Annotated in this window: 12 protein-coding genes; 3 read left to right on the top strand and 9 right to left on the bottom strand. The window is 59.8% G+C overall.

Features of this window, described 5'->3' with window-relative positions; all coding sequences use genetic code 11:
• Positions 1 to 70: 70 nt before the first annotated feature.
• Positions 71 to 1,345, bottom strand: coding sequence for an Hsp70 family protein (locus ACIO0C_RS17765; protein WP_401314140.1), 1,275 nt, complete (start codon positions 1,343 to 1,345; stop codon positions 71 to 73).
• 296 nt (positions 1,346 to 1,641) lie between these two features.
• On the opposite strand from ACIO0C_RS17765, the gene ACIO0C_RS17760 reads away from it, so the two are divergent.
• Complete coding sequence (locus ACIO0C_RS17760) at positions 1,642 to 2,589, top strand: DnaJ C-terminal domain-containing protein (RefSeq protein WP_401314138.1); 948 nt, start codon at positions 1,642 to 1,644, stop codon at positions 2,587 to 2,589.
• A 23-nt stretch (positions 2,590 to 2,612) separates the two neighbouring features.
• A complete protein-coding gene (locus tag ACIO0C_RS17755) occupies positions 2,613 to 2,918 on the top strand; it encodes a chaperone modulator CbpM (protein WP_272604463.1) in 306 nt (101 codons plus the stop codon).
• A 17-nt stretch (positions 2,919 to 2,935) separates the two neighbouring features.
• Here ACIO0C_RS17755 and ACIO0C_RS17750 read toward each other — a convergent pair whose 3' ends face one another.
• Complete coding sequence (locus ACIO0C_RS17750) at positions 2,936 to 4,060, bottom strand: sensor histidine kinase (protein ID WP_401314135.1); 1,125 nt, start codon at positions 4,058 to 4,060, stop codon at positions 2,936 to 2,938.
• A 239-nt stretch (positions 4,061 to 4,299) separates the two neighbouring features.
• Here ACIO0C_RS17750 and ACIO0C_RS17745 point away from each other — a divergent pair, with 239 nt between their 5' ends.
• Complete coding sequence (locus ACIO0C_RS17745) at positions 4,300 to 9,579, top strand: dermonecrotic toxin domain-containing protein (RefSeq protein WP_401314133.1); 5,280 nt, start codon at positions 4,300 to 4,302, stop codon at positions 9,577 to 9,579.
• Positions 9,580 to 9,636: 57 nt separating this feature from the next.
• Here the strand turns inward: ACIO0C_RS17745 and ureC are convergent, their stop codons facing one another.
• The 7 genes from ureC to urtE form a co-directional block, all read right to left on the bottom strand.
• Positions 9,637 to 11,337: an urease subunit alpha gene (gene ureC, locus ACIO0C_RS17740; RefSeq protein WP_401314131.1), complete on the bottom strand. Its 1,701-nt coding sequence runs from the start codon at positions 11,335 to 11,337 to the stop codon at positions 9,637 to 9,639.
• A gap of 146 nt (positions 11,338 to 11,483) precedes the next feature.
• Positions 11,484 to 11,789, bottom strand: a complete 306-nt coding sequence (locus ACIO0C_RS17735; protein WP_401314129.1) for an urease subunit beta — start codon at positions 11,787 to 11,789, stop codon at positions 11,484 to 11,486.
• The gene (locus tag ACIO0C_RS17730) at positions 11,789 to 12,322 is read right to left on the bottom strand and encodes a GNAT family N-acetyltransferase (protein WP_401314127.1); all 534 of its coding nucleotides are present in this window, start codon (positions 12,320 to 12,322) and stop codon (positions 11,789 to 11,791) included. Before ACIO0C_RS17730 ends, ACIO0C_RS17735 begins: the two co-directional genes overlap by 1 nt.
• A gap of 6 nt (positions 12,323 to 12,328) precedes the next feature.
• A complete protein-coding gene (locus tag ACIO0C_RS17725) occupies positions 12,329 to 12,862 on the bottom strand; it encodes a GNAT family N-acetyltransferase (protein WP_272604468.1) in 534 nt (177 codons plus the stop codon).
• 9 nt (positions 12,863 to 12,871) lie between these two features.
• The gene (gene ureA, locus ACIO0C_RS17720) at positions 12,872 to 13,174 is read right to left on the bottom strand and encodes an urease subunit gamma (protein ID WP_077045336.1); all 303 of its coding nucleotides are present in this window, start codon (positions 13,172 to 13,174) and stop codon (positions 12,872 to 12,874) included.
• 49 nt (positions 13,175 to 13,223) lie between these two features.
• Complete coding sequence (locus ACIO0C_RS17715; protein ID WP_401314125.1) at positions 13,224 to 14,063, bottom strand: urease accessory protein UreD; 840 nt, start codon at positions 14,061 to 14,063, stop codon at positions 13,224 to 13,226.
• A gap of 30 nt (positions 14,064 to 14,093) precedes the next feature.
• Positions 14,094 to 14,792, bottom strand: coding sequence for an urea ABC transporter ATP-binding subunit UrtE (gene urtE / locus ACIO0C_RS17710; RefSeq protein WP_008031204.1), 699 nt, complete (start codon positions 14,790 to 14,792; stop codon positions 14,094 to 14,096).
• Positions 14,793 to 14,924: the final 132 nt, after the last annotated feature.

Here is a 14,924-nt window from a genome sequence, read left to right as displayed (position 1 = left end):
CCCGCTCCTGCAAGGGACGCACTACCTGTAGGAGCTGGCTCGCCAGCGAATGTCGCGCCTCGGTTTTGGATCAGTCCATCGAGCCGTAGCGCTTGGCCGCTTCAATGGCCAGGCCGCTACCAATGCTGCCAAAGATATTCCCTTCCACATGCCGCGCATTCGGCAACATCGCCGAAACGCTGTTGCGCAGCGCCGGTATCCCGCTCGAACCACCGGTGAAGAACACCGTGTCCACCTGATCGACCCTCACGTCGGCATCTGCCAGCAACCGGCTGACGCTGTTGCGCACACGCTCCAGCAAATTGTCGATGGCCGATTCGAACAATGCCCGACTCAACTCCACGCTCAATCCGGGCTCGATGCGATCCAGGGGGACAATACGGCTATCGACATGGGTCAGTTCGATCTTGGTTTCTTCCGTCAGCATGGCCAGCCAGTGCCCGGCGCGCTGCTCGATCAGCTTGAACAGGCGGTCGATGCCGCCGGTGTCTTCGATGTCGTAGCGCATGCTGCCCAGGGCCAGTTGGGACTTCTGCGAATACACCGAGTTGATGGTGTGCCAGGTTGCCAGGTTCATGTGATGACTGGTCGGCATGTAGGCGCCGCTCTTCATCCGGCTGCCGTAGCCGAACAGTGGCATCAGGCCCTGCAAGCTCAACTGCTTGTCGAAGTCGGTCCCGCCGATGTGCACACCACCAGTGGCGAGGATGTCATCCTGGCGGTTATCCAAACCCCGACGCTCTGGCGACAGGCGCACCAGCGAGAAGTCGGAGGTACCACCGCCGATGTCGACGATCAGTACCAGCTCTTCCTTCTCGATGGTCGACTCGTAGTCGAACGCGGCGGCAATCGGTTCGAACTGGAAGGACACTTCCTTGAAACCGATCTTGCGCGCGACGTCCACCAGGGTGTCTTCGGCTTCTTTGTCGGCCATCGGATCATCGTCGACGAAGAACACCGGGCGGCCCAGCACCACTTCTTCGAATTCCCGACCGGCGGCGGCTTCGGCACGGCTCTTGAGCTGACCGATGAAGAGGCCCAGCAGGTCCTTGAATGGCATCGCCGTGCCAAGAACACTGGTGTCGTGCTTGATCAGCTTGGAGCCCAGCAGGCTCTTGAGCGAGCGCATCAGGCGACCTTCGTACCCTTCCAAGTACTCGTGCAGCGCCAGTCGACCGTACACCGGGCGGCGTTCTTCGAGGTTGAAGAAGACCACCGAGGGCAGGGTGATCTTGTCATCCTCCAGCGCAATCAGCGTTTCCATGCCGGGGCGCAGCCAACCGACAGTGGAGTTGGACGTGCCAAAGTCGATACCCACGGCACGGGCTGGAGATGCGTTTTTCATGTCTTTGGGGTTCCGGTTAAAAAACGGCCGCGCAGTGTATGTCAGTGCGGCACAGAATCGAAGGCCGGTTATCCGCTAAATCTTGCCGTTCACCGCTTGAAAGACGCGCCATCACCCCCAAACTACCCTGCATCAACCGGATAGCCCCGGGGCGAGCACAAGTCGCCCTGCACGCTGCCGATAAACTTCTGATGCGCTGCCCGGTCACAATCTTGAGATCGGTCAACCTCTGCGCTGCAAACAGGCGCATGCTGTGGCAGGTGGCGCGATTTCGATAACGGATGGTGATTCCCGCGATGGACTTCAAAGACTATTACAAGATTCTCGGTGTTGAGCCGACGGCAGACGACAAGGCGATCAAGGCTGCCTATCGCAAGCTGGCGCGCAAATACCACCCCGACGTCAGCAAGGAAAAGGACGCCGAGGCCAAGTTCAAGGACGCCTCTGAAGCCTATGAGGCGCTGAAAAGCGCTGACAAACGCGCCGAATACGACGAGTTGCGCCGCTATGGCCAGCATGGCCAACCGTTCCAGGGCCCACCAGGCTGGCAGAGCCGTGGCGGCTTCGGCGGTAGCCAGGACACTGGCGATTTCTCGGACTTCTTCAGTTCGATCTTCGGTAACCGCGGCCCCGGTTTTGGTGGCGGCGGAGAACATTCGCGTCGCAGCACCGGGCGTCGGGGGCAAGACGTGGAAATGGAACTTGGGGTTTTTCTGGAAGAAACCCTGTCGACCGAGTCGAAGAAGGTCACCTTCCAGGTCCCACAGTACAATGCGGCCGGGCAGCATGTGAGCAACACCAGCAAAAGCCTGAACGTGAAGATCCCGGCGGGCGTGAGCGATGGTGAGCGCATTCGCCTCAAGGGCCAGGGTGCTCCGGGTGTCGGCGGTGGTGCCAATGGCGACCTGTACCTGACCATTCGCTTTGCGCCACACCCGAAATTCGACGTCGAAGGCGAAAACCTGATCATCACCTTGCCCTTGGCACCGTGGGAGCTGGCGCTGGGCACCGAAGTCGCCGTGCCGACCCTGACCGGCAAGATCAACCTCAAGGTCCCGGCGGGCAGCCAGAACGGGCAACGCATGCGCGCCAAGGGACACGGCCTGTTGAACAAGGCGGGTGAGCGCGGTTACCTGTTCATCCAGTTCAAAGCCGTAATGCCCAAGGCCGCAGACGATGAGGTCAAGGCGCTGTGGCAGGAACTGGCGAAAAAAGCCGCCTTCAACCCACGAGAAAATTTTTGAACCCAGCGACGGAGTAGCCCATCATGAGCAGCCCCCTGACCGTTCAACTGGACCTGGCAGAATTTTGTGAGGCGAGCGACCTGACAGACGTCTACGTGATCGAAATCGTCGAGCACGGCATCCTCGAACCTCAGGGCGCGCAGCCCAAGGACTGGCGCTTCACCGATTACGAACTGACCCTGGCCAAACGCGCCGCCAAGCTGCGGCGCGATCTGGAGCTGGAATGGGAAGGCGTCGCCTTGGCGCTGGACCTACTTGAGGAGGTCCAGCAGCTGCGGGCCGAGAACCGGATGCTCAAGCAGCGGTTGGGGCGCTTGGTGGTGGAGTAGGTGGCGCTATCGATGCGTCATACCTTTCTTGGCAGCATCACGGTAAACAGCGTTCCGTCTGTTTCGCTCGAACTGACCTCAACCGTCCCACCGTGCGCATCCACCACTTCCTTGACGATAAACAGTCCCAAACCGAGGCTGGTGGATGGCTGGCCCAGTTCTTCGTCGGCGCTGCGTACCAGTGGATCGAAGATCGTACCGATGTCCTTCTCGGCAATCGGTGCGCCGTAGTTGTGCACCGTGAGGTAAACGGTGTCGGGTTTGCCGCTGAGCGTCACCGTGACATCGCCTTTCGAGCCATGCTGCAATGCATTGCCGATAAGGTTTTGCAGCAACTGACTCAGCCGCGCGGCATCCCAGACACCTTGCATATCCCCCTCTACTTTCAGCGTTGGATTGCACTCGGGGTTTCCTGCGCAAGCCTGCGCAATCGCCTCATGCGCCACGGCAGCCAGGTCCGTGGGCGTGGGGGCTATCGGCAGGCTTTTGCCCAGACGGTTGCGCACCAGTTCCAGCAAGTCATTGACCATCGCCGCCATGTGCCGCGTGCCGCGCTTGATGTTGTTGGCGCAGGTCAGTGCCACGCCCTCCAGCGGCGTTTTGCGCATCAGCAATTCGGTGGACATGCTCACTGCTTGCAGGGGCGCGCGCAGGTCATGGCCGAGAATTGCCAGGAAGATATCCCGCGAACGATTGACCTGTTCGGCATAGGCGGCAGTGGATTCGGCGAGGGCTTCGTCGATGGCTTCGTTGAAACGGATCATGTCCTGGAAGTACGCCATGTCCGGCGATTCCAGGCTGTTGACCCACAAGCGAATCACACAGGCGCGCAGGTGGCGAAATTCGCTGGTCATCTGTACCAGATCGAACCCCACGGTATGCCGCAACTCGCCATGGCTGGCGCCGGCTTCATCCAGGCTTGGGGTTTTTTCGGGGCCTTCGCCCTTGGCCTTGGCCAGCTGTTCGCTGGCAGTCTGCGCAGTGTTCATGTCGCGCGCGGCGGCCAGCAGAATTGCCTTGGCATGGTCGCGCAAGGCTGCACGGTCCAGGTTGACTGCCGCCGGCGTGATGGTTCTGGCGAACTGCTCCCATTCATCAACGATTCGGTCCACGTGTTGCCTGATGAAGTCGGGGAGACGCATGGCCAGATTCCTGAGAGGTAGGTCAGGCATCTTAGCCCTTTTGCCGAGCGCTAAAAACTACCATTACGCGGCGCAAGCAGCTGCGTGGGAGACGAGGGTGGTAATTAATTATTTTTTAGATTCTGAAATTCAATGCGATTTCAGATAAACAATAATTTTTCCCACTGTTTTTTAATCTTTTGTTTTTTTAAAGCCTCCCTAAAACTGGCGAGTCAATTGACTGCATAAGGATATGCGAGATGAGCCAGGTATCGGGTGCCCCCGAAATAGAAGTGTTGTACTCATATGGGGTGGGACAGCAAAACGTCTATCGTGATTATCTTCTGGGCAAGTTGCCGACACCGATAAGAGATGCTCCACCCTCGCGATTGGTCTCGCTCGCCAATGCCCAACCGAACTTTCCTGATTGGTACATGAATGCGCGATCGATAGACCGTCAGCACCTCAAGGATCTGATTGACGATCGCTGGCGTTTGCAGGGGCCATTGGAAACAACGCTGGAAAACCTGCAGCATGACATCAATGCCTTTGCTGAACCCTTGCTGGTCAAGGCGTTGAAGGAGGAGTTGGAGCTGGAACTGGACGTCAATGCCACAGTGATTCGATTGTACACCCCGGCTAATCTATTCCCCGGTGTCGACAACAATGCAAGTCGACTTCGGCAATCTTCATTGCTTGAGGCGGCGCTGCACAACTTCGAGGAACCAGAAACACGGGCGGGGGCGTTTCGTGATGGCTCCGGCATCTTCACCGTTGACAGCACCAATGAGTTGCAGCGGCATGCACTGACTGTCGAGCAATTTGCAACCCTGAGTCGCAAACTCGATCTGGGTGCGCAGTATCAGCAGCATATAAAGGCATTTCTGAAACCCGAGGATGCCGCTGCAGGCGCAAAGGTCGCACAACAGGCGATCAACATCGAAAAAGCCGCTTTCAAAGAATCGACCTTCATCGCTTACTTGAAAAAAGATATCTCTTCGGCAAGTTTCGCAAAGCTGCTGCAGGTGCACGACGAGAAACAGGGCATCCTCCAGGGGCGTCGTCCGTTGTTATCCCATCGCCTTTCGCTCATGGGGTTCAAGCTGTCCGGAATCGTACTGTTCAGCGCCGTTGCGGACCCTTCAGAAGTCAAGCGACTTTATGACGGCCTGGTCCCACAGCATCAGCGCACGCTTTTGGAATGGTCACGTCGCTTGGCGGTGTTGCCGGGACAGGAATTCGATCAGTTCAAGTTGCTGAAGGCGTTTTTCGCCAATGGCCCCAAGGCTTTGGTCGAAGCCATGCTGCAACGCAATGATATTTACCAGCAGAGTCGACTTGATGGAACGTTGCTGGTTTACGTGCCCGATGACCCAGATCACCCCGTCAAGGAGTATGACTCCCTGGCGGACTTCATGAAGGAACTGGCGAGCCAGTTGCGCTCGCCGAGTTATCAGCAGTTTTTCAGTCGTTTTGTCGCACAGAAGGACAAGGGCAAATTTTACAGCCGGGTGCGCGAGCGCTTGAGTACATTCACCTGGACTGAGCGTGGCCCATTGGACATGGGACCCTGGTGGCGCGAAACCGCCATCGAGAACCCCAGTGTCGAACCGATCACCAACCTCATCCAGGGCACTTTGTGGCCACAATTGGGTGGTTGGCGCAGGATAAAGTCAATTGCTGACGCGCGGCAAATCGCAGTGCCCACCGATGATGAAGACGCCACCACCCGCTGGAACAGGCTGACCACTTACCTGAACATCGGCTGGAACGTGTTCAATTTTGGCGCCATGCTGGTTCCAGGGCTCGGCGGACCGCTGCTGGCCGTCATGGTCGGGCAAATGCTGTTTGAAACCATGGAAGGGATCGAAGAGTGGAGCAAGGGTGACAAGGAAGAAGCGGCAGCTCACCTTGTGGGGGTCATGATCAATGCCGCGCAGTTGGCCCTGATGATGGCGGGGCATGTACTGCCCACCGGTGTACCTGTGCCGGTCAAGCCGTCTTCGCTCATCGACGGCCTGAAGCCGGTCCAACTGCCCGATGGCAGCGTGCGACTGTGGAACAAAAACCTCACCGCCTACGGCCACGATATTGCTCTCCCTGCGCAGGCGAAGCCCAACGAGTCAGGATTGTTCCGGCACAGTGACAAAGACATTCTCAAGCATGAAAACAATCATTTTGAAGTGCGCAAGGATCCGCGCACTGGCCAATCAGTCTTGCAGCATCCGAACCGGTCCCGGGCGTATCAACCCAGGCTTGAGCACAACGGTGCGGGGGGATGGAAGACCGAGCTCGACCGCCCGATCGAGTGGGACAACGCCAGGCTGATGCGCCGAATGGGGCCGGTAGCCGAAAGTTTCTCCGACTCCACCCTGGAGCAGATCCGTATCGCCAGTGGGGTAGAAGAGGGCGAATTACGCAGGCTGCATGTCGTCAACAAGCCGCCACCCGCAGTGCTGACCGACACGCTCAAGCGCTTCAAGGCCAGGGCCGATGTGGGTAAATTGCCCGAGCAGATTCGGCTTGACGTGGTGCCGCAAGCGTTCACTGAGCAGGTAACCCGCTTGCTGCTCCAACTGCCCAGATGGCCCGAGCGCATCGGCATCGAACTCTTTGAAGGTGCCGAACACTGGGGGCCGTCGATGAAATTAGGTGACATCGACGCATCGCCAGCGAACACCTTGAAGATCACCCGCGCTGAAGTTCGCTCAGGAAGACTGCCTGAGTTCGCCGTGAAGTTCATGGGCGAAGACGACATCCACGCCATGCTCGGGCAGGGTATTTCCCGAGAGCAGCCCGAGCGGATCAATGCCTTGAGGAACAAGCTCGCCGAGCAAGCGAACATCCGGCGTGAATCCCTGTTTTCAGCGCTCAACCGCGAGCAGCAGACTGGCTCCGTGCAGGTGGTGGCGCTGCAGGATGCTTTCAGCGGACTGTCCACGGCCGCTGCCGAAGAGTTGCTGGCCGACGTCACCCCCGAGGATTTGCTCAAGATTACCGACTCGTCGCGCATACCCCTGGCGCTCAGGGAGCGTGCGAAAGTCTCTCTGCTGACATCACGAGCCGCACGCGCATATGAAGAATTGTTCCTCGATGTGCCTTACAGCGCGGACACCGAGCGCCTGGCGTTGCATTCGTTGCAGGCATTGCCCACTTGGCCCGAAAACCTGCGAATCGAAATTCGTACCTCGTCATTTGATGGACCGTTGAGCAACAGCGTCGGTGCGGAGGATGCCGTCATTCGCCGGGTTCTCGTCAGCGAAAACGGCCAATACGAAGCACGAGATGCCGATGATCTGCACCTGCATGGTCCCGACGACTTGTACGCTTCCATGTTACATGCCGTGCCCGACGCCGAACGCGATGCTCTGGGGTATCAGATCAATCAGGGCGCCACACTCAAGCAGGCCATTCAACAGGCGCCATTGTCACGAGACAGGTTCAACGTCCTGCTGGCGGACCATCCCATCCGCAAGCCATCGTACGATCCGCTAACCATGCGCCTGCGAGGCGGCATGCGCGGCGTTTCTCGTGGGCTCGATCAGGTCCGTGGGCAACTGACCGCCCAGGAGCGTGTCCGTGTCGTACGCCCCGGGTGGTCGGAGGAAGAAGCCCTGAATTACCTGCGGGCCGGGGGCGGTCAGGCGAATGTTGAGCAGAGGGCTGGCGCACTTGAAGCCGAATTCAATCGGCTCAACGCAAATTTTCAGCGTTGGCTGAACTCACCGACCCAGTCGTTCCGTTACTCGTCCGCCGGCATCGCCGAATGGCAGGGCCGTAACGCGGTGTACAAGGCCGTCAGGGAAGCCTGGCAGCAGACCGGCCTGCGCGATGTGGATTCATATGGCGACCTGCAAGGCGCGGTGCTCGATCTTCACGATCTCCCAATGGGACGGCATCTGGCAACCATGCCAGCCTTGGAGGGTAATTTTGATCACGTCACCCGACTGAATTTGTCCAACACCGAATTAGCCGATGGTCACATGACGTTCCTCGGCAATTTTCCCCACTTGCGCTCGCTCAACATCAACGGCAATTCACTCACCAGAATTCCGAATGTCGTCGGTCGCATGCGCAACTTGACCGAATTGGGCCTGCGCGAAAACCGGATCGTGCTGGACCCACAAGGCATTGCGAACCTGGCTGACCTCACTGAGCTTCATACTCTGGACCTTGTGGGTAATCCTTTGAGAGAGGTGCCGGACATTGGCAGGATGAGAATGTTGCATACGGTCCTGCTGGCCGAGACAGGTATTCGAACCTGGCCGCGCGGACTGTTTTCGCAACCGCGGTTCCGGCATTTTTACCTGGATATCCAGCTCAATGCGATAACGGAAATACCGGCGGTACCCCGTGGTTCAGTGCAGGCGGAACTGCTGGCGCGAACCGTGGTGAGCCGCGATCCGGAATTTCTCTCGGCAAGCCATTTGCAGACGCTACGCGATTACATCCAGTCTGTTGGTCTGGACCCTGACAGACCCTATCCGCCACGTGGCGTGCGCGACAGTCTCGACTGGGAGGAGGGCCTGTCACGATTCGAGTGGGTCGCCCGCCAGGCAGTCTGGAACAGCGTCGAGGATGAGACCGGATCGGTGCCGTTTTTCAACGAGATCCGTAAACTGACCGGGTCATCACACTATGTTCATGACACGCTCTATCGAGTCGATCTGACTGCCAAGGTGTGGCGAATGCTTGAGGCGATGTCCAGGAATAGCGAGTTGCGCCTGAAACTGTTCACCATGGCCACCCCCGGCACCTCCTGCGTCGATGCCGGCGCGCAACTGTTCAACGCGATGGGCATGGAGGTATTGATTCATGAGGCGTACGAGCTCGCCAATCCAGGCCTGGTGGAGGCCGAACTGGCCTCGCTGGCCCAGGGTAAATCGCGCCTGGACGAGTTGAGCCGGATCGCCCACAAGACGGTTTCCGAGCGTCTGGAGCAGGGCGAGCGTTTCAGGCGCGTCAATGCCCAGGGTCAGGTTGAAGGCACGATCGACGAAGTTGAAGTGCATATGGCTTTCATGACGGACCTGGCTGATCGACTGGACTTGCCCTGGCAGTTTCGCAAAATGCAATTCCGAGAGATCGCGGGCGTCGACCAGGCAATGATCGATGCGGCCTATCGAAGAGTGCTGGACCTTGAGGCAGGAGCGTTGCTGGATGATTTGCTCATTGACCAGCCGTTCTGGTCGTCCTATGTCGAAGGTTCCAACCGCAGCGCTTTCAAAGGTTTCAGGCGCCGGATCAGCGCTACCACTGAGTTCTACATGGCGCTGCAGGAGCGAATGAATGACTCTGACCTGTCCCTTGAGGAGAAAGCCGGACTCAAGATCGAGATCAGGGTGCTTGCCGCAGAGCTGGGCAAACCGGACAGCACGTTTGCCCCTGGCCGCGTCATGACTGAAGCGGAGTATGCCGCTGATGTACAGGCGATAGAGGAGGAGAGGATGGCGCTGCTCAAGACGTTGACACGTCAGGCGATTGACCGGGCAAAGCTGCAGCGGGTAGAAACCCCCTTCACCGTTCAACCGGCAAGCTGATCGCTGTTGATATCGCAGGAACCTGGCACGCCAGGTTCCTGCAGGCTGGTCCAATGGTCAGAACAGGAAGTAACGTTGCGCCATCGGCAGCACATCGGCTGGCTCACACCACAGCAATACGCCATCGGCCTTGACTTGATATGTCTGCGGGTCGACATCAATGCTCGGCAGATAGTCGTTGTGAATCAGGTCGGTTTTCTGCACATCACGACAACCTTTGACCACGGCGATTTTCTTTTTCAAACCCAGGGTCTCGGGCAAGCCGGCCTCCTGCGCCGCCTGACTGATGAACGTCAGGCTGGTGGCGTGCAGCGAACCACCGTAACTGGCGAACATCGGACGGTAATGCACCGGTTGCGGTGTCGGAATCGACGCGTTGGCATCGCCCATCAGGCTGGCCGCGATGGCGCCACCCTTGAGGATCAGCGTCGGTTTGACCCCGAAGAACGCCGGTCGCCAAAGCACCAGATCGGCCCATTTACCCACTTCGATTGAGCCCACCTCATGGCTGATGCCGTGGGTGATCGCCGGGTTGATGGTGTACTTGGCGATGTAGCGTTTGGCGCGGAAGTTGTCGTTACCTTCACCGTCCTGGGGCAGCGGGCCGCGCTGCTTTTTCATCTTGTCGGCGGTTTGCCAGGTGCGGGTGATCACTTCACCGACGCGGCCCATGGCCTGGCTGTCGGAGCTGATCATCGAGAATGCGCCGAGATCGTGAAGGATGTCTTCGGCCGCGATGGTTTCGCGGCGAATGCGGCTTTCGGCGAAGGCCACGTCTTCGGCAATGCTTGGGTCCAGGTGGTGGCAGACCATCAGCATGTCGAGGTGTTCGTCGATGGTGTTGCGGGTGAAGGGGCGAGTCGGATTGGTCGAACTTGGCAGCACGTTGGCAAAACCGCAGGCCTTGATGATGTCCGGGGCATGGCCGCCACCGGCGCCTTCGGTGTGGTAGGTGTGGATGGTGCGGCCCTTGAACGCGGCGAGGGTGGTTTCGACGAAGCCCGATTCGTTGAGGGTATCGGTGTGAATGGCCACTTGTACGTCGTACTGATCGGCGACACTCAGGCAGTTATCGATGCTGGCCGGGGTGGTACCCCAGTCTTCGTGGAGCTTGAGGCCAATGGCGCCGGCCTTGACCTGTTCGATCAGCGGTTCGGGCAGGCTGGCGTTGCCCTTGCCGGTCAGGCCGATGTTCATCGGGAAGGCGTCGGCGGCCTGGAGCATGCGCGCCAGGTGCCACGGCCCGGAGGTACAGGTGGTGGCATTGGTGCCGGTGGCCGGCCCGGTGCCACCGCCGATCATGGTGGTAACACCGCTCATCAGCGCTTCTTCGATCTGCTGCGGGCAGATGAAGTGGATGTGGGTGTCGATGCCGCCGGCGGTCAGGATCATGCCTTCACCGGCGATCACTTCGGTGCTGGCGCCGATGGCGATGTTCACGTCGGGCTGGACATCCGGGTTGCCGGCCTTGCCGATGGCGGCGATGCGACCGTCCTTGAGGCCGACGTCCGCCTTGACGATGCCCCAGTGGTCGATGATCAGCGCATTGGTGATCAGGGTGTCGACCACCTCGCGTGCCAACAGTTGGCTCTGGCCCTGACCGTCGCGGATAACCTTGCCGCCGCCGAACTTCACTTCTTCGCCGTAGGTGGTGAAGTCTTTTTCCACTTCGATCCACAGCTCGGTGTCGGCCAGGCGGATCTTGTCACCGACGGTGGGGCCGTACATGTCGGCGTAGGCTTGTCTTGAGATTTTCATGGGCTTGCCTTGGGATTCAATTGATTTCGAGACCGCTCGCGTTGCTCGCTATCGCTGGCAAGCCAGCTCCTACAGGGTGTGCATGGCTGTGGATCTCTGTAGGAGCTGGCTTGCCAGCGAAGGGGCCGGTGCACGCACTACATAACTTAGAGGCCGCCCATGATCCGCCCGGCAAACCCGAACACCCGGCGATGCCCGGCCAGGTCGACAAGCTCGACCTCGCGGCTTTGGCCCGGTTCGAAACGCACGGCGGTGCCGGCGGGGATGTTCAGGCGCATGCCGCGGCTGGCGTCGCGGTCGAAAGTGAGGGCGTCGTTGGTTTCGAAAAAGTGGTAGTGCGAGCCGACCTGGATCGGACGGTCGCCGCTGTTGGCCACTTTCAAGCTGACGGTGCGACGACCCGCGTTGAGTTCGATGTCGCCGGGCTGGATCTGGTATTCACCGGGAATCATCAATGGGCTCCTTGGAGAATCTTGTAGTAAAGGGCAGTCGGCTTGTAGCGGCCGCTCGGGTCGCAGGCGTAATCGGGGATTTCACCGGCACGGGTGTAGCCCAGCGCCTTGTAGAAGTCTTCAGCCGGGGAGCCGGCCTCGGTATCGAGGTAGAGCAAGCCGCGTTTGTGTTGCAGGGCGGCCTGCTCTACAGCCGCCATCAATTGTTGGCCCAGGCCGCGGCGCCGCGCATGCTCGCGCACCAGCAATTTCTGCACCTCGGCGCGGTTCAGGCCATTGGCTTTCTGGCACAGGGTCAGCTGTACGCTGGCCTGCACTTGTTCGTCCTTGACCACCACCCACAACAACACGTTGCCCTTGTTCAGGTTCTCCTGAACTTCATCGAAATACGCGCGGGCCTGTGTGGCATCGAGGTTGGCCATGAAGCCGACGCTGGCGCCATAGCCGACGGCGTCGAGCAGCAGGTCACTCAATCCCTGACGATAGTGCGCAAAGCTTTCAACGTTGACGCGTCGCAGTTGGGCGGGGTTCATCGGGTATTACTCCTTGCTGGCGGTCGGTGGTTGCGCGCCAGGATTGAGGGTCAGTTGCATAAAGGTCAGGTCCAGCCAGCGACCGAACTTGGTGCCCACCTGAGGCATCTGCCCGGTGATCACGAATCCGATGCGCTCATGCAGGCGAATCGAGGCGGCGTTGCCACTTTCGATGGCCGCGACCATCACGTGTTTGCCGCAGTCTCTGGCGCGCTCGACCAGGGCATCCATCAGTTTCGGGCCCAGGCCATTGCCGCGCTGGTCGCTGCGCACGTAGACCGAGTGCTCGACGGTGTGGCGGAAACCATCGAACGGTCGCCAGTCACCGAACGAAGCGTAGCCCAGTACGCTGTTCTCGCCGTCGACGATCACCAGGATCGGATAACCCTGGGATTGCCGGGCGCTGAACCACGCCTGGCGGTTGCCGAGGTCGACCGCCTGTTCGTTCCAGATCGCCGTGGTGTTGAGCACGGCGTCGTTGTAGATGTCACGGATTGCCGGCAGGTCGGCATGCACGGCATCGCGAATGGTGTAAGTCATGGCGCAGCCTCAGGCGATGGGTTGGTGGACGGTGACCAGTTTGGTGCCGTCGGGAAAGGTCGCTTCCACCTGGATCTCCGGGATCATTTCCGGGATGCCTTCCATCACTTGTTCGCGGTTGAGCAGGGTGGTGCCGTAGTGCATCAGCTCGGCTACGGTCTGGCCGTCGCGGGCGCCTTCGAGCAACGCGGCGGAGATATAGGCCATGGCTTCCGGGTAGTTGAGTTTCACACCGCGGGCCAAACGCCGCTCGGCGACGAGGCCGGCGGTGAAGATCAGCAGCTTGTCTTTTTCACGTGGGGTCAGGTCCATCGTAGGAATCCAGTTTCGGCAGTTAAAAAGGTGTTTGCAGGAGCGATGTTCAAGTGCTCCATATTCTCGGTGGGACGGCTTCGCGGCCAAGCAACGCAGGCCTGAGCAGTCGCCATAATTCAATCAACCAGCCGCGTGCCAGCAGCGCCTCGCTGGCCAGGCAGCGGGCCACGAGCAACCCCGGCAACTGAGTCAAATCCCCGCGCACGTCATGGGGCAGCGAACGGCACTGCTCCAGCAATGGACTATCAATCTCGCCAGTCACCAGCAACGTGGCGAACACCGGTTGCCCGTCCAGCCCAATTGGCGAATCGAGCAAACCGTCATTGCCGACGATGCGCTGGCGCTCATGCCAGAGCAACTGTCCATCACGACGAATATCCAGTTGCGCCTGGAAATGCCCATGGTCGAAACGCTCGCCACTGGCCGGACGACCCAGCGCCACCACGTCCCAGTAGAACAGTCGTGCATCGCCTTGCAGATCGATGGACGTGCTGAGCTCGGCGCGGGCATCGCTGAAGATGATCGTCTCCTGCGGCAGCCACTCCAGTGTCGCGCCGTGGGCCACGTTCAGCTCGAGTTTCTGATAAGCCGGCGCGGCCGCGCGATACCACTTGGCGGCGCCGGGGCTGGTGATTTGCGCCCACGCCGCGTGGCCGACGCTGGCGCTGATGTCCAGCCGGTCACCGCCGGCGATCCCGCCTGGCGGATGCACTATGATGTGCTGGCACACCTGGGGCCCTTCTGCATACAGGTGCTTCTGCACCCGCAGCGGGCCGTTGTGTCGTCGTTGGACCGGGCGTGTGCTGTCGCCGAATCGGGCGTAGCCCAGTTCCAGCTCGGCATGCCAGCTCGGGGTAAACAGGGCAGTGGGAAGAGGTAAATTCATATTTTCTGATTATCGCCGGGACGCCACAGATTAGATCGTTACCAGGCCGCGTACACCTTCGGCTTCCATGTTTTCTCCACGTCCCTGCTGCACGATCTCGCCACGGGACATCACCAGGTACTGATCGGCCAGTTCGGCGGCGAAATCGTAGAACTGCTCTACCAGCAAAATCGCCATGTCGCCACGCGCCGCGAGTTTCTTGATCACCGCGCCGATCTCCTTGATCACCGACGGCTGGATGCCTTCGGTGGGTTCGTCGAGGATCAGCAACCGTGGGCGGCTGGCCAGGGCTCTGCCGATTGCAAGCTGCTGCTGTTGGCCGCCGGACAAATCACCACCGCGCCGTTGCTTCATTTGCAGCAATACCGGAAACAGCTCGTAGATGAACGCCGGGACTTCCTTCGCCTCGGAGCCCGGGAATCGCGACAGGCCCATCAGCAGGTTTTCCTCCACGGTCAGGCGGCCGAAGATTTCCCGGCCCTGCGGCACGTAGGCGATGCCGGCATGCACCCGCTGGTGCGGCTTGAACGTGGTGATCGGCTTACCCTCCCAGTTGACCGCACCTTCCTTGGCCGGCAGCAGGCCCATCAGGCACTTGAGCAGGGTGGTCTTGCCCACGCCGTTACGGCCGAGCAGGCAGGTGACTTCGCCGACCTTCACGTCAAACGTCAGGCCGCGCAGGATGTGGCTACCGCCGTAGTACTGGTGCAGCTTGTCGACTTGCAGCATCTTCGAATTCTCCCCCGTGATCGTTCCCACGCTCTGCGTGGGAATGCATACCGTGACGCTCCGCGTCACCCATGCGCAGGACTTGAGCCCTGCATTGTCAGTGGGACGCGGAGCGCCCCGGGCGGCATTCCC

The sequence above is a fragment of the Pseudomonas sp. NPDC087336 genome, assembly GCF_044744285.1.
In the GTDB taxonomy this organism is placed as follows: Bacteria; Pseudomonadota; Gammaproteobacteria; order Pseudomonadales; family Pseudomonadaceae; genus Aquipseudomonas.
Note: the sequence above shows the minus strand (reverse complement) of the source record. Positions and strands in the feature narration are given on the sequence as shown.